General features: G+C 45.7%; 13 protein-coding genes. 3 read left to right on the top strand and 10 right to left on the bottom strand.

Annotated features, from left to right (window positions below; translation table 11 throughout):
- Positions 1 to 86: 86 nt before the first annotated feature.
- The 3 genes from EXU57_RS09160 (at position 87) to EXU57_RS09150 (ending at position 3,144) form a co-directional block, all read left to right on the top strand.
- The gene (locus tag EXU57_RS09160) at positions 87 to 770 is read left to right on the top strand and encodes a hypothetical protein (RefSeq protein WP_133267891.1); all 684 of its coding nucleotides are present in this window, start codon (positions 87 to 89) and stop codon (positions 768 to 770) included.
- Between the two features lie 30 nt (positions 771 to 800).
- Positions 801 to 1,544, top strand: a complete 744-nt coding sequence (locus EXU57_RS09155; RefSeq protein WP_133267890.1) for a DUF4625 domain-containing protein — start codon at positions 801 to 803, stop codon at positions 1,542 to 1,544.
- 361 nt (positions 1,545 to 1,905) lie between these two features.
- Positions 1,906 to 3,144, top strand: coding sequence for a hypothetical protein (locus tag EXU57_RS09150; RefSeq protein ID WP_133267889.1), 1,239 nt, complete (start codon positions 1,906 to 1,908; stop codon positions 3,142 to 3,144).
- Positions 3,145 to 3,369: 225 nt separating this feature from the next.
- Here the strand turns inward: EXU57_RS09150 and EXU57_RS09145 are convergent, their stop codons facing one another.
- From EXU57_RS09145 to EXU57_RS09105, 10 genes are all read right to left on the bottom strand, one after another.
- On the bottom strand, positions 3,370 to 4,551 hold the full coding sequence (locus tag EXU57_RS09145; RefSeq protein WP_133267888.1) for a family 16 glycosylhydrolase: 1,182 nt from the start codon (positions 4,549 to 4,551) through the stop codon (positions 3,370 to 3,372).
- Positions 4,552 to 4,572: 21 nt separating this feature from the next.
- Positions 4,573 to 5,856 (bottom strand): glycoside hydrolase family 2 TIM barrel-domain containing protein, encoded by a 1,284-nt coding sequence (locus tag EXU57_RS09140; RefSeq protein ID WP_133267887.1) that lies wholly within the window; start codon positions 5,854 to 5,856, stop codon positions 4,573 to 4,575.
- Between the two features lie 158 nt (positions 5,857 to 6,014).
- Positions 6,015 to 7,478: a glycoside hydrolase family 30 protein gene (locus EXU57_RS09135; protein ID WP_133267886.1), complete on the bottom strand. Its 1,464-nt coding sequence runs from the start codon at positions 7,476 to 7,478 to the stop codon at positions 6,015 to 6,017.
- Positions 7,479 to 7,788: 310 nt separating this feature from the next.
- Positions 7,789 to 9,249 carry a glycoside hydrolase family 30 protein gene (locus EXU57_RS09130; RefSeq protein WP_133267885.1) on the bottom strand — a complete coding sequence of 487 codons (1,461 nt, stop codon included), beginning with the start codon at positions 9,247 to 9,249 and terminating at the stop codon, positions 7,789 to 7,791.
- An 11-nt stretch (positions 9,250 to 9,260) separates the two neighbouring features.
- The gene (locus tag EXU57_RS25365) at positions 9,261 to 10,013 is read right to left on the bottom strand and encodes a carbohydrate-binding protein (protein WP_207955440.1); all 753 of its coding nucleotides are present in this window, start codon (positions 10,011 to 10,013) and stop codon (positions 9,261 to 9,263) included.
- 14 nt (positions 10,014 to 10,027) lie between these two features.
- Positions 10,028 to 11,125 (bottom strand): glycoside hydrolase family 5 protein, encoded by a 1,098-nt coding sequence (locus tag EXU57_RS25360; protein ID WP_207955439.1) that lies wholly within the window; start codon positions 11,123 to 11,125, stop codon positions 10,028 to 10,030.
- Complete coding sequence (locus EXU57_RS09120) at positions 11,122 to 12,348, bottom strand: multiheme c-type cytochrome (RefSeq protein WP_133267884.1); 1,227 nt, start codon at positions 12,346 to 12,348, stop codon at positions 11,122 to 11,124. The genes EXU57_RS25360 and EXU57_RS09120 overlap by 4 nt, the downstream gene beginning before the upstream one ends.
- A gap of 141 nt (positions 12,349 to 12,489) precedes the next feature.
- Positions 12,490 to 13,413, bottom strand: a complete 924-nt coding sequence (locus EXU57_RS09115) for a hypothetical protein (RefSeq protein ID WP_133267883.1) — start codon at positions 13,411 to 13,413, stop codon at positions 12,490 to 12,492.
- A 13-nt stretch (positions 13,414 to 13,426) separates the two neighbouring features.
- A complete protein-coding gene (locus EXU57_RS09110; protein ID WP_133267882.1) occupies positions 13,427 to 14,521 on the bottom strand; it encodes a PKD domain-containing protein in 1,095 nt (364 codons plus the stop codon).
- 188 nt (positions 14,522 to 14,709) lie between these two features.
- A complete protein-coding gene (locus EXU57_RS09105; protein WP_133267881.1) occupies positions 14,710 to 16,224 on the bottom strand; it encodes a RagB/SusD family nutrient uptake outer membrane protein in 1,515 nt (504 codons plus the stop codon).
- Positions 16,225 to 16,241 lie beyond the last annotated feature (17 nt).

The following is a 16,241-nucleotide window of genomic DNA, read 5'->3' as shown; positions in this document are numbered from 1 at the left end:
TTTAACAATCTTCTAAATCTGCACCATTAACCCAGATCAACTATGCGTAGAACAATTATTCAAACCCATAATCAAACACAAACCAGATGAAGAACACATTTGCAAAGTCGATGCTTTTTACAGCAATAATCATGACCTCCTTAGCAGCCTGTAAAAAAGACAACACGGGCCCGGCTGAAAAGCCATTTGTAGTTACCGACCATTATGTGGCAGGAACAATTACGCCAGCAAACAATGCCTACAACAGCGTTTATATGATTTCCCTGCTGGAGAACAACAAGGCAGTATTTATCAGTTCGGGAAACAACTTTACAGGCGATTATACGCTTACCAAAGACTCGCTTATTGTTATTATCAGCGATCCTGCAAATTACCGGGTAGCGAAGTTTGCCATCAATGAAAAACATGAGCTTACCTCAGCATACTATAGGGCGCTCACAACTGAATATAAGGCTACCGGTAAGCTATTGGAGATTGAAGCCACCAATCAATTGGCCGGCAAAACTTTTAAGGGAGAAGAATTTAAAATGGGACCTGTGAGCTTTAAAAAAGACCTGGTCTACAAATTCAGTTCAACAGGCACCACCTACGGTTCCGGTACAGATCCACAGACCATTAACGACCAGTCCAACGCTTTCGAGCTGATTAACAACAGCGCTTTTAAATTCAAAAGTGGCAGCAATGTGGAAATGGGGTTTTATACAAACAACCAATTAACCGTTTTCCGGCTGAGCGGCCTTTATTATTTCGGCACCTATACCCAGCAGTAATCATATCACATCGCTTGTAAATCAATTATCATGGTAACAGAAAACTTACTTAGAAAAAATAGCGACAGCGCAAGGTGGGCATTAATCATTTTTATTGTTTCATGCGGGTTTGTAGCCTGTAAAAAGGAAAGTGCTAATGTAGCAATGCCCATACTCAGCAACCTGGAAGTTGGCACCAACAACAACAAAATAGCCTATCCGGGGCACGACTTTCATTTAGAAGCAAGCATTGTTGCATCCGGATCCCTTGCTTCGATTAAACTCCAGATTACCCCTGTTTTATCCGGCCGGGGATGGTCCTATACCAAAATTTATACAACAGGATATGCAGGACTAAAAAACACCACCTTTCACGAACACCTTGATGTACCTGCGGACGCCGTCGTAGGTGATTATGACGTGTTGCTACTTGTAACGGATCAACTGGGTAATAAATCGGAAGTAACGGGCAGGTTTAAAGTTGTTAACGACCCTACCCTGCCATCGATTACAGGTTTGCAATTGACCCTTAACCCGAACGGTGATGCTTTGAAATTGACCGGGGTGATTAATGCTCCCGGAAGAATAGCGAAACTCGATGTAAGGGTACAATCAACAGCATGGACGAAGGTCTTCAGCTTTACGGATGCTGATATGGTTGGCTATACTACACACAATCTGAATAGAAGCATTGACCTTTCCGATGCGCCGAAAGGCCACTACCATATCCATTTTACATTAAGCGACCAGGTAGGTAAACAAATCGGGTACGAGTACCACTTCGACAAAAATTAACGCAGACACATCATTGTTATTGGACAACCTAAAATTTCGCCCATCTATTCTGAAACGTTGTTTCGGTAAAGCCCGTCGCGAATGGAGCGTAGTAAAAAGGCCACCACCCCAGCGCAGCATTGCAGCTTGTACAAATGGATCGCTCTGTGCTTATGCAGGGATAATCAAGCGGCAATACCAGGCTGCTTTACGTGATCATTGCGCCAGGGATTGAAGCGGCTACCCCCCCGCGATCGCGGGGGAGTAGTAGCGCAAAGCCCGACCCCTTGCGCAGCTTGGGGTGGCGCCCAAAACCGGAACATCAAGCTTTACACAACAGCATTACTACCATCGCAATTCATAAAAATTAAACCATAAAACCATGTACTTTAGAAAAACACTTCGAAATCTTTGCCTTGTTCTTACCCTTGCATCCGCATTTACGGCATGTCGTAAAGACACTGCTGATCAGCAACTCGACGGGCATGAAGACCCTACCCGTGAATATAAATACCTTCGTTTGCTGGTCAGCGATGAGGTGAGCAACAAGATCAACCTGGTTGAGCCGTTTTCGGGTAAAATAACTGCCTTTGATGCTAAGTATCCACTCTCAAGTCTTTACGGTACAGCCTCGGGCAGATTTGCCGCCGTACTATACCAAAATCAGAATCTCGTTGAAGTGTTTGACGGCGGTCTTCAATCCCATGTGGATCATATCGACGTGATCCGTGAGCCCGGTTGGAGCAACATTACGGCTAACGGATTAAAACCATCGCACTTCAAAAGTAAGGGTGTCGAGTCGCTTATTTTTAATGATAACGATGGCACGTTAAGCGTCGGAAATGAATCAGACTTCAACAAGCCCGGTGCAAAATTTTCCGTGATCAATGCGGGTCTGTTTCCGCATCATGGTGCAATGACCCAGTTCAATAATGGCACCTATGCGGTTACGATTGCCCCGTCTGCCGGCGCTTCGCCAAACCGGGTTCAGGTGATCAACCAAAGCGGTTCCGTTGTTCATGCTTCCACCCTCGAAACAGGGGCAATACATGGTAACGCCAGCGACGGCAACGTTGCGGTATTTGGCGGATTTACCTCATCAGCAGCAACCGAGGGAGCGGTACTTGTTGTAAAGGCATCAGGCGAACAACGGCTCATTCCTAATCCTGCGGGCTTTGGCGCTTTTCGTTTGGCGAATATTTACTATGCGGGATCTGCAAAAAAGTTTATCGGCTATGTTGCTACAAAAGGGGCATACCTGGTTGATGTTGAGGCAGACAAGATCACTCCCATTTATACCGGCAGTGATGCCTTCCAGTGCAAGGTTGATTACGCTGGCAAGAATCTCCTGCTGCTAACACTTGATGGCAAACTGCGGATCTATAATCTCTCAACCGGGGCACTAACGAAAGAGGGTAATGTAATTACAGCTGTCGCATCATCCGATACGTACAAGCCTGTTTTGGAAGCTACTGCCCGGTATGCTTACATCGCAATGCCGGCTTCCGGCGAAGTTCACCAGGTTAGCCTCCAGGACTTCAATAACATTACCAAACACAAAGTTTCTTCACGCCCTGTGAGGCTTACGCTGTTTGGTTTTGAGAGTAGCGCTGACCACTAACGATTTTACTCCTAATAAACTAAAAGGCACCTCCTGGAAGGTGCCTTTTGTATTTGCCGGATATTGTTATCCCCTTGTGTTAAGTACCCCATCTGTAAAGCATTACCCTATGCATTGCTCATGAGCGTTTAGCGCCAGCTTAAATACGCAAAGCAGGTGTGTCTCCAGGAAAACAGGTAACTTTCAACTGTTCCTAAACGAGCCCGTTTTACAGCTTCAGGAATCTTATTGGTACACCCTTACATAATCAACAATCATCCATTGCGGAAAGGTTGTTGTTGCATCAGGATTTCCCGGCCATTGACCACCAACAGCCAGGTTTATAATAAAATAAAACTGCTCGTTAAAAGGATAATTAGTTGATCCAAAGTTTGCTTTCGAGGCCGTGCCAAATACGTTACCATCAACGAGCCATTGTATCTGGTCCTGCTTCCAATCCAAAGAAAACACATGGAACTCGCTGCTGAAATCACCCGACGGTAAAACAAAGCTTTTGTTGATTTGCGTACTTCCGGGACCGGGTCCATAATGTAGGGTGCCATACGTCTTGTTTGGTTCATGCCCCAACAGTTCCATAATATCTATTTCACCGCTCCTGGGCCATCCACCATATACGCTGCTCTCAGGCATCATCCACAACGCCGGCCAGATACCTTTGCCCTTTGGCAGTTTTGCCCGGATATCAATGCGCCCGAATTTAAATTTCTTTTTACCTGATGAAATAATCTTTGCAGACGTATAACTGCTGCCTTCCCTACGTGCCTCAATGATCATTTTTCCATCCTGCAAAAACAGGTTATTCTCGGCATAAGTTTCCAGTTCATTATTACCCCAACCACATAAGTTCGGACAACCATTACCATTTTGAAAACTCCAGTTCGCCATGTTCAGGCCCGAGCCGTTAAATTCGTCACTCCAAGCCAGTGTGTAGCCGGGGTATGCATTAGGGGCATCGTAACCAGCATTGCTAAAGGCTATTTTGGTATCATCGTTTATAATCGTGCCGATAACTCCTGTTGAGGGAGCTTTGGCATTAACCGCCTTTGTAATCGTGAAAACAAAAGTTTCGTCGGGCTCTTTTATATCGTCGGCTACTACACTTACATTTATTTTCTTGCTGGTTTCCCCTGGCTGAATAACCAAATTCTGATCTGCAATGGCAACGAAATCCTCAACCGCTTTTGCACTCCCTTCTTCCACTGAATAAGTGATCGTAACTGGTTTGGTTGTAGCACTGCTTAGTGTTACAACAAACTCAAAATTAGTTGTGCCCATATTTCCTTCTACCTGGGTTACAACACCAACCGATAAAGTGGGATCAGGTGCCGGCATGGTATCGCCCGAACTTTTACTACATCCGTAAACCACTGAAACAGCCATGATGGCGACAAGTACTACTCTTTTCATTACAATCAGCTTTTAGGATTTTTAATTTTTTACAAAGAAGGGAATGTTGGCCGTAGCCACTTTATTGTGTCCATCGCTGATGTATAAAAACAAACGATAGGCGCCTTCCCTGCCAGGCGTATTTAGTATTGCTTCGTTATTTGCTTCGCGTACCGAAGCTGGAATTGGCTGGGGCCGGGTTTCGCGATCACCACCGGTTTTCAGATCCGTGCTTTCGGGCATTAGTTCCCACCGGTAAGTTAACTTATGCTTATCGGGATCGCTGGCTGAAATCTTCAAAGGGTAAGCTTTTGCCTGTTGGAGATAAATAGTGTCGGTAGCAGTTTTGTTGTTGAGCAATATTGAATCGATATGCGGTGCACGGTTACGGGGCCACTTGCCCGTCCACAAATACTGCATAACATCTACAACCTCCGACTCCTCTCCTTTTTCGGTAAAAAGGCCATACCAGGTTGGGGTTCTTTCCTGCTTTTGGCCCCACAAAAAAACATATGAGCCAATGCACTTCTTATCCCGTTTTATTGATGCCTCGTAGCGGCTTTTGTATACCATAGCTTTCTGGCTGCTGGTTTCTTCTATTGCTGCTTTCCAGGGTGTTTGCCTGCTCTCCCAATGACCGGTTGGTCCCCATTCCGTAACCATATACGCACCATTCCAGCCGGCAGAAGCAAGCTGTTGGGGTACATCTGCCAGTCCTCCGTAAACCTGTACAGAAATCAGGTCAAGCGCCGGGCAACGTGCTTTAAAGTAGTCGATCTCTTTCCTGTTTACCCCAGCCAACATCGTGGTTACCGGGTGATTTGGATCTTCATCATGAATCATTTCGGCAATCTCATTTACGGCATTCCAGACTTTCGGATTTTTATATTCCAGGTTAAGTTCATTGCCTATGCCCCACACGAGTAATGCCGAATGGTTCCTGTATTTGCGAACCTCCAAACGTAATTTCTCCAGCTGTGCGTTAACGGCACTGGTATCATCGTAATTAAAGCCATGCCTTTCCCGTGCAACGTTTAATCCCATAGTAACGGTTAACTTTAATGCTGCAGCCTTATCCAGGATGTCAGCCCCGTTCCCGGAGTCCCAGGTGCGAATTGAATTTCCACCATATCGCGCCAGCCGATCAATATAGCTGGTGCCACCCGCACCTTTAATAAAGTATGGCTTGCCGGCTCTTAGTAATACAAACCCATCCTTACCCGCTACAACCTGTGTTTTTACAACCGCTCGGGATTGCTGCGTATGGCCGACAATCGCGGCAGCAACGAATATTATGCTTACGATAATTTTATAGCTGCCGTTCATGAGAAACAAGTTTGTACATAAATCAATTTTTTGGATACCAGCTTTAGTTTTTTATAGCAACATCCTTGCGTCGCAAGCACTTCATCGGCAAACCATTGGGCAACTTTAGTATTCCCTATGAAAAAGCGCAACCGATTCAAAACGAATACTAAATCAACTCACCATACAAAAGTTCCAACGGCTCCGCCTTCAAGACCAGTGACCACAGCCTTTTCTTTAAATTTTATATTAAAGCTTTGAAACGTGTTGAATGTATTTAAAACGATTAACACCTTTTTACCTGATGGTGTAACAAAGGCAACGTTTGGCAGGTTGTTGGGCATATTACTCTCCACCCGGTAAGAACCTGCAGGTACCCATTTTGATGCATGGGCGATAATGTAATAGGCTACATTCCTGGTGATTGAAGAACCAATCGTTAGCGCTCCTTTACAAGTGGTACAGCCACCGTTTGTATGTGGCCCATAGTTCGGGTCGTTGGCTAGGTTCCACTCAAGAACGTTGCGACTCCAGTTGCGTGTTGCACCAACAACCAGGTTATTGATGTGCCAGGAAAGGTCCCCCCCGAAATTGCCGGTAGACGCTGTATACTGCTCAGTAAAGTAGATGTGTTTATCCGGAAAAGCGGTATGAACCTGTGACAGCGCGCTTATGTTACCGGCATATAAATGAAAAGCAGAGCCGTCGATATACTGCCTTGCTGCCGGATCGCTTAATACAGCCAATGGATAATCCGGCCTGTCGGCATTATGATCGTAAATAATGATTTTGGTATTGAGGTTAGCTGCTTTAAAAGCTGGTCCAAGATTATTCTTGATAAAGGTGGCCTGCTCTGTGGCCGACATTTCCAAACTTGGATTATTGCCGGGATGTAGGGGTTCATTTTGTGGTGTAATGGCGTCAATCGGGATACCTTCGGCTTTCATAGCCTGCAGGTACTTCACAAAGTAATTTGCATAAACACCATAATACTCGGGCTTTAGTTTTCCCCCGATAGAACTGTTGTTGGTCTTCATCCAAACTGGTGCGGTCCACGGGGTAGCAACAATCTTAATGGCAGGATTGATCGCAACTATTTGTTTAAGCAACGGAATAAGATCTCCTTTATCGGGGGCCAGGCTAAACTTTTCGAGATTAACATCTGTTTGCCCCGCAGGCACATCATCGTACGTAAAAACCGATTGGTTAAGATCGGATGCACCAATGCTGATCCGCAGATAGCTTATACCAATGCCATTGCCTTCGGTGGTAAACAACTCTTTTAAAAGTGCTTCGCGTTGTGCCGTTGATAATGCGGCGTTTATCACCTGCGCGCTTCCTCCGGTCAATGTATATCCAAATCCATCGATCGACTGAAACAACTGTGTCGTATCAACTGTGATGGTGCTGTTTTGATTGGAGAGGTTTATAAAGCCTAACACGACTGCTTGCTTTGCAAGCAGTGCACTTTGATCGGCTTTGGTTAGCCAAAATTCCATGTCGTTTGATACCGCGACCGGAGGGGTAACCGGACCCGGGCCGCCACCCTGCGAACTACTTTTTTTAGAGCAGGAAAGAAAGCAGCCAATCGTAAAAACCAGGATTGCTGATTTGAAAAGGCTTATAGAAGAAGTGTATTTCATTTATTATACTTGAAAGTTTACGAGCATCGGAGTAGGTTAGAACACATTAGCTCGAACCAGGTTTCAATAACATCCCCGACGTAACAACCTGCTATATTCAATTCCAGTAAGTTAAGCTATTTGTTTAGTAGACCTGCCCAGTCGTTCAATGCGGAACAATGGATATTAATTCAATGTCGTTTAGTTAAGCCGATTTTGTAATTAGTTTGCCCAGCTACTTCCAATCGTACAAGAGTGCGACGCAACGATGTCCTATAGAATTCCTGTGGCCTGGTCCATAAAAATTTGCTTAAGTAAACGGCATTGGATTTTAATTGATCATTATCGTTGCGATGGAATGTGGAAGACTGGTGGTACTTGCAGCTTTCCCGCCAATACACAGGTTATAGTCTAGCTTATCGTCACTGGTATTCATCACCACCACGGCCAGTTTTCCATCTGGATTTATGAAGGAGGCAACCAGCAGTTTATCCCTGTTTGAAGAACTGCTTACGCGCCTTGCACCCGGGCGAATAAATTTTGAAAAGTGCCCGATATAGTAATAAGCGTTTGTATAGTGCAGGCTTCCGTCACGCGTGTCGGCAATAATCGGGGCAAAGCAATAATTGCCTTTATGGTTGGGTCCGCCTTTCTCATCAAGCAATATATTCCAGTCGGTCCATCCAACGGTTCCACTGTTGAAGTCGTTGATCATAGACCGGCCATATCTTTCACCGAGGTCCCAATCGCCTATGCGGTTGAAACTAAAATTTTCAACACAGCCTTCGGTAAAGAACAAGTTTTTTGTCGGGAAAGATTCTGCAACTCTCTTAAGATTGTCGAATTGCATGGCTGAACCTGTCCAGGTTTCATACCAATGATAACCTATTCCCCATACGTACTTGGCAGCACCCGGATCATCCAGGATGGTACTTGCCCTATGGTATAGCAGGTCGCGGTTATGATCCCAGGCGATCAGTTTTTTTGCAGCCAGTCCCGACTGTTGCAAAGTTGGTCCGAGGTATTGTTTTATAAAGTCACGTTCTTCTTCGGCGGTAAATATGCACGACTCCCAGCGTTGCTTTGCCATGGGTTCATTTTGAACAGATAGCCCCCATACCGGCATGCCTTCCTTTTCATAAGATTGAATAAACTTTACATAGTAATTCGCCCACGACTGCCTGTATTGTGGCAACAACTTGCCTCCCTGCAACAGGCTATTATTATCCTTCATCCATGCGGGCGGACTCCATGGACTTACGTATAAGGTTAGCTTATTACCGGCCGTAGCAATGGCCCGTTTGATTAAGGGTATTTTGAATTGCCTGTCGTGTTGTATATCAAAAGTCTTCAAATCTTTGTCGCCATCCTTTACATAGGTGTAGCTTTCGGTTGAAAAGTCGCAGCTGTTGATATTCGTGCGCGCCAGGGTATAACCTATACCATCTTTAGCATCGTAGTAAGCTTTCAAAAATTCCTGCTGTGTACTTTTTGGAAGTTTGGCAAAGGTTTCTGCCGAAGCATCGGTTATGGCACCACCAACACCTACCATAGTTTGAAAACGATGCGATGGATCAACAAATACACACACCTGTGTTTCCAGGGGCTGGGCAAAGTCAACAAAATTCAGGGTTCCCGTTGAGGCAAGTTTTAAGCCCGATTTATCGGTGGTGTGGACCGTAGCTGTTTTGCCATCCAGCTTAAATTTGTTTGCCCGGCTTTGCGGAACCCGGTTTTTATTGCTAAAACCGGTGAGTACCAGGATAATTAATCCAAGCGTAATTTTCTTCATAGTAAGTTTTTCTAATTGCGAACGTAGGTCCTGCCTATAGATTTTTGTTGCCGTTTACTTGACGCCCTTTCATTAGAACTAAACTGCAGATAGTTCAGCCTGGCCTCACCCGCAACTGCCGCAAGCCTCAGCTTGTTCAAACCTTTACTTAAGCGAACATTGCCAATCGATATCGTTTTCCAGGAGCTATCACTATTGCCCTTATCTACAACGACAGCAGGGATAACTGCCTTGCCGTTTGCGCTTAAACCTATCGCTGTACCTTTTACCAGCGACTGAACCCTGATGCTTACTTTAAACTGCGCTGCAGAAGGCGCCATTACAGTGTACTGCATCCACTCGCCTGCCTCAAATGAACTTACCTGGTAACCATTGGTTGTTTGGTCGGAGCACCTTTCTATATCAACTCCATCATTCCGATAGGTTCTACCTTTGTTCCCGGGTGTATTTTTACCTGTTGACACATGGTAATCTGCAGTGTCCTTGTCATGGTAGGCTTCGCCATTTCTTCCAAGATCATAATCCGTAGCGAACACGTTAACGTTACCACTAAGAACATGGTTTGCAAAGGGAATGGTAGCCGTTGTTTGAACCTGCCGGAACATGGCATCGAGTACATCTTTATGAACGAGGGTATTCTCCGCCTTGATGTTTTCGGTGAGTTGCATTAATGTACGAAATGCCTCATCCCGTGATGGTTGCTGACCCTGTCCTCTCATATAGTTCAGCAGCGCCTGGTAATTTTGGTTGTGCTGAATCTCCATTGGGTTATTAAAACCTAATTTTTTAATGGCCACCATGCCCAGCCAATATCGTTTTTCTCAAAGAGTTCAATTGCGTCCCTGAACCAAACATTGGAGTTCTCACCGGTTTCCCCACACCAGATCGGAACATTCTGTTCATCTCTTATTTTTATGAAGTTTTGTACAGCAGCCTGGTTATTATAGTTCCAATACTTATGAAAGCTAACAACCATGTTCTTGTCCCATAAAGGAAATATGCCTTTGTAGTTATTGCCCCAACAATTCCCTTCTACTACGATCAGGTGATTCTTGTCAACGGCTCTTATGGCTGCGGTGATATCGACCGACAACTTTCTCAGCGGTTCATTTCCTTCTTCGGCACAACCATTTTTATCTTTTGGGTCTGCAAAACCCCAGTTCGTTTCATTGATTAAATCGTATCCACCAATCCATTGTTCGTTGGCGTATCGCCGCGCAAGCCGTTGCCACAGTGCTATTGTCTTCTGCCTGTTTGCTTCGCTTTGCCAGAGGAACGGTTTTGAGGTATCTCCATCCGAGATGGCAACATCACGTCCCTGGCCACCCGGAGCAGCATGCAGGTCAAGTATCAGGTATATGCGATTGGCCTTACACCAGTTTAAGAGACTGTCTACCATGTCAAAGCCCTGCGGTAGCCATGTATCTGCGCCGGGTACGGGCTCTTGTTCGATGGGTAAAGTAAACAGGTTATAGTGCATGGGTAATCGTACAGAGTTGAAGCCCCAGGCTGCCATAGAATCAATATCCGGTTTCCGGCAGTGATTGGCAAGCCAGGCCTTATAGAAAGTGGCTGTATTTTCTTTTCCGGCCAGGCTTTCAATTTTTGCCCTGATCTCGTGTTGATTGCCGGCAATACCGTTGAAGCGCAACATGTAGGGCTCTTGCAACATCCAGCCGCCTAGTCCCATTCCCCTTAATAGTACCGCGCCTCCATCATTAACGATCTTTTTTCCATCAGCTCTAAGAAATCCCTGCGCGATAATCTGCTCCGTAAAAAACAAACAAAACAAAAGAGCGCCGGAAACGACACACCTGCTCACCGGGGCGGGATAAGCCAAGAGCCGGTACCGGAATTTTTTCAAGTTATTTATCATCGATGTTTGATGGTTTTAGCCCCTGGTGCAGTACTGTTACCGTTGTAAATGGCAATTCTATGCGTGCGTAACGTGTAAGCGGATTGGAGTTTGCTACCGGCTGTTTGAAACGTTATGGCCCGGGACTCCTGCGCAGGCATGTGGCAATTGATGCAATTGGTTTGTAAGTTATTTGCCGAAACTGCATCGTTCTTCAGTGCACTATGATCCGGATTGGTGTGACAACCCATACATTTTGCAACGTATTCCGTAGAATTGGTGCCGGCATTTGTATGTGGGTCGTGGCACGTGGCACAAGTCATTACCTTGCTGCTCAAAAAACACTGGCTCTGCGCCAGGAGGTTGTACTGATTTCCATGAACATCAAACGTTGCCGAATTTGTTGTCCGGCTTGCTGCAGGTAGAAAAAAGTTGGCCAGTGTATCACCCATTTTAAAGTGAAAAGTGGATATCTCTTTCCTGATATCGTTACCTGAATGACATACTGCACACGCATCCAATTGCTGCTGCCTGCTTAAGTATCCGGCAGTTACCATGTATTTTGCCGCTTTAACTTCCGGGTAAGCGAGGTGATAGTTTACGTGGTTGGCTGCAGGACCATGGCACCTTTCGCAATCAATGCCATTGATCAGGGAACGTTTGTCTAAAGCCTCCTCATACCCTCGCTTTCCCATAACCAGTTTGCTTTTGATATATGAACTATGGCACTCGAAGCAGCCACCGCCGATTAGCCGGTTGAAGTTTAACACCGAAGGGTATGCAGGACTGGATGCCCAATTTTGGATTTCAGCATAATACGAAATCGGTAACTCATATGCTCTGTCACCTTGCCAGTACAAAAAGGTTTGTGCATGCTTGGGCCCAAAGGTTATATCCATGCGATGCAATTCCTGTTGGTTTCCGTTTACATATAATACCTGGAACAATCCACTGTCCCGATGCTCCATCCGGATGTTAGTTATGCTATCTACCACATAAGTGTTTTGTGGCTGCGTGAAACTTCCTAAAACTTTACCCGGTAATGTTGTTTGGGTACTATTGAAGTGGGCAGTTGTTAGGTACGCATCGTAAACAGATTTATGGCATTGCTTACAGCTTTCAGCACCTATGTACATCTTACCCCGTGGATCATTGCCAGTTTCAGTGCCCCGCATACACCTGCTTAAAAATGCAACAAGGCTACTGATGACAAGTATCAGGATAAATGCCTTTTTATTTTTCAAGTTTCACGACTGTTGTTGTTACATCACGGGCATTCTCTAGGTATAAGCGTGCAACGGCTTGCCACTGTAAAAAATGATTTACAGTCCCCGCCTACGAACGCATAAGAACACCAGTACCTGCCTTAATACCCTGGGCCAACATTAAGTTGTTTTAAGTCGCAGGTACCATGCGTTACCCGTTTCGGTACCCTGCACCCTCAGGTACATGGTAGTTGCATTAATAGAAATGATCTCGTATTCTTTCTGAACTGCACCGTATCCAATAAAGGTGTTATTGCCACCCAGCTGAATAGCTGTTTTTGTTGTACCTGTGGCAATACCTGAACCGGCAGGTACGAAAGAAAACGAAGATGTTCCGCCGCTGTACGGATAACAACCCTCACTGCCCGATGCAGGTATGCCCGGCAAGCCACCAGCTAATGCACCGGTTTTAGTAAACGCACCCTCGGGAGTGGTGGTGGTGATGGTGTAACCGGTAGCTGTTTTGGTGAAAGTAAAACTTGCTGAATACATACAATTGCAACAACCTGCTTTTTCATTCGGCGCAGCGGCATACCATTCTGGTGTCACCGATGTTGCACTCCATGGACCAACCCCAAAGTGGGCCGCCAGGTCTTTATCTACCTTCCAGGTTTTTGAGCCGGTACCGGTAAGGTTTGTTACAATTGTTGCATCGGGGGTAAAGTTGCTTTGCACCTGGATGTCTTTTGTGACCGTTGTTGCGGTACCGCCAGGGCCATAAGCCACAACGGTGATGCGGTATGTATTCAAACCGATTTTAGTGTACTTTCTGGTAGTCTTTGCTTTTTCAAGAAATACCATACTGATGCCATCAGCTGCATCATAATCGATATTATATGATAGTGCATTTTTGCCGGTGAGTGTAATTTCAACATTGCCGGATCCATCGCCATTCGGATTTGCAGCATCCTGTCCTGCAATTTTCGTATTGATGGTAACTTCTGTCGGGGCAGTGAGGTCACCCATACTATACTCACTCTTTTTACAACTACCAACTACCAGCAACAAGAATAATACGAAGCAATATTTTATAGATTGTAGCATACGATATTTTTAATTAGTTAGTAAGTCTGATATTGTCAACATATATAACAGCCCCGGCGCCATCGGTGGCATCGTTGAAGCGTAATACAAGTTGTTTGAATTTTTCATTTGCAGGTATTGCAGAGATGGCACCAAAGTCGAACACAAGTTCTTCCCAAACACCTGATGTAGTGAACGCCGTTTTTACAACCGCAACGCCGTTGGCAATACTGGAGCCATTTTCAAGCTCCACATTTAATCTTCTGCCGATTAATGCAGCGTCGGGATTGTAAGCCAGTACCCTTATTTTTTTGCCTGCTGCCATATCTATGGGTGTATTTAGAGGACTGTATGTTCCACTCCACGACTCGGTGCCACGGGTAAACCTGCCAACCCTTGCACTGGTATTTAAACCCGAGGGATTCGGATTTGCAACAACAGCAAATTGTTGATTGCCACCAAATGTGCCGAAGAAATAATTAACGGTTGTTTGATCAAATGTGATGGGCAAACCAAATGGATCGTAAATCACCACAGGAGTTATCTTTTCCGCTCTTGCGGCTCCGCCACTTAGTGCGACCACCCTTACGTTATAAGTTCCGGCTGTTGCATAGGTATGCGATACTTCAGCTCCCGCAGCCAGGGGTGTACCCACCTCGTTGGCCACATCGCCGAAATATACCAGGTAGGATGCAGCATAAAGTGCAGTTGCCTTCACCTTTAGGAGGTAAACGTCAGATGTGGCAGTTACATTAATATTCTCAGGTGCCCTGTAGGTTACCTGCAAGGGGTAAGCAACTTCTGTTTCTTTTCCGGCAAGGTCTTTCGACACGATTACTACCGAATAGGTCCCTTCAGGATAAACATGTGTAACGTTGTTGCCGGGCATTACCGTAGCAAGTGCTGATGTGCCTGAACCGTGACCGAACCTGACCACGAAAGCCGATGCACCTTCCCCGGTTGGCGTAATGGTAACCCGGCCGGAATTATCGTTACTGATATCGAAAATTTTATTGGGATTACTTACACTTGTTGTGTTCAAAAAAGAGGTATCGTCATGAATACCATCTTTTGTACATGAGCCCATAATAGCTGTTATAAAGCCAATAGCCACGGTTATTTTTTTCATACTTAATGGTAGTTTAGTATCCAATGTCGTTAAGAAAATTAGGGGTTGTTTTTGCCCTGCGTAGAAAGGAGATCGTACAAGAGTGCGACGCCCCGTCCGAACCGGTTCATCCGGGGCGGGCAACGATGCTTCATAGCATAACCAACGCTGGGTCCAAAAAGAAAGACTGCATTATTAAACGGCATTGGTTAGTATCCAGGATTTTGCACCAATTTAGTTCCCTGTAGTTCGCCTGCCGGAATTGGAAATACTTCGTGTTTACCCGCTTTGAAACCCCTGCTTCCTAACACCGCTGGCGCATCACCCCAGCGTACAAGATCAAAGAAGCGGTGACCCTCACCAGCGAGTTCGAGCCTGCGTTCTGTTTTGATTGCATCGAGGGAAACGGGAACAGATGGCAGCCCGACTCTTGCACGTACGGCATCCAATAGAGCCTGTGCCCTTGCACCCGTAGCGCCCAAAGCTTCGGCCTCCATTAAATAAGTGTCGGCCAGCCGTATGATGTAATCGTCTTGCTGGAAGTTCAACTCAACAGCTCCACCGCCCGTACGGATATCTGATCTTTTTGGAATGAACTTCATCAGAAAATATCCGGTGTTCTGGTAGCCTTCTATGTACTTGGCCTCACCAGCGGCTGCAAGTGCTTTCAGGTCAAGAACAGTGGCGGGAAAACGCGGATCGTTTTTTATGAGGTCGTAAAAGTTTTGGGTCCATACATTAAAACTCCAACCTGAAGTATAAATATCAGGGGCATTCGGACCCACTTTTGAATAGCTTCTCGGACCCACCATTTGTGCTGCTGAATTTCCTTCGTCGGCGCTACCACCCCAAAAGCCCCAGTCTGAATTGGACTGGTTAGAGTGAGAAGCCTCAAGAATGGACTCCGCATTGAATTTATTGGTGAACACCCATAAGTCGGCAAATTGTGGCAACAGCCTGTTACCATACTGGTTTGGCTGACCAGGTGTGGCACCATTAACAAGGGCCAGTTGGGTTGCAGCTTCTGCTTTCTTGTTTTGATACAGGTAAACTTTTCCCAGCATAGCCTGGGCCGCCACTTTTGTAAACCTTCCGGCCTCAGTTGATGGAACGATATTGCCTGGTAATGCAGGGATCGCTTCCGTAAGGTCCTTTTCTATCTGGGCATAAACCTCTGCCGGAGGGGCCTGCACAACGTTATAAATGTCAGCGGTTTTTAGTGGTTGCAACAGCAATGGAATGTTTCTAAACATTCTCACCAAGTTGAAATAGTATGTTGCACGGAGCGCTTTTGCCTCTGCGGTAAAGCGGGCCTTTTCTGCTGCATCCATGTTTACGCCGGCAAGTTTTTCGAGTAACACGTTTGCCCGGAAAATGCCCTGGTAGTGATCGCTCCAGAAACTACGCGGAACCGTGTTGGGGTTGATGGTATAATTGGAAAAACTTTGAATACCGATGCCATCTGTTGCACCACCTCCTCCGGCAAAATTGTCGTCGGATCCGGCATTCATCATCGTCATCATGTTTTCGAAGCCGCCGGCATTTTTACGCATTAGGTCGTAAACTGCCACAAGCCCGGTAAAAGCCTGCTCGCGATTTGCATAGTAGTTTTCGGTAAGGAATTGCCCCGTGGGTGTGATCTCAATGAAGCTTTTTTTGCATGAGCCCACCACGAGGACGAACGCAATTGCTGTTAATATTATATTGACTTTAGAACTTTTCATGATTGCTGTTTAAGTAA

The organism is Segetibacter sp. 3557_3, from assembly GCF_004354985.1.
Taxonomy (GTDB): Bacteria; Bacteroidota; Bacteroidia; order Chitinophagales; family Chitinophagaceae; genus Segetibacter.
The sequence above is the reverse complement of the archived record's forward strand: the minus strand, read 5'-3'. Positions and strand labels throughout refer to the sequence as shown.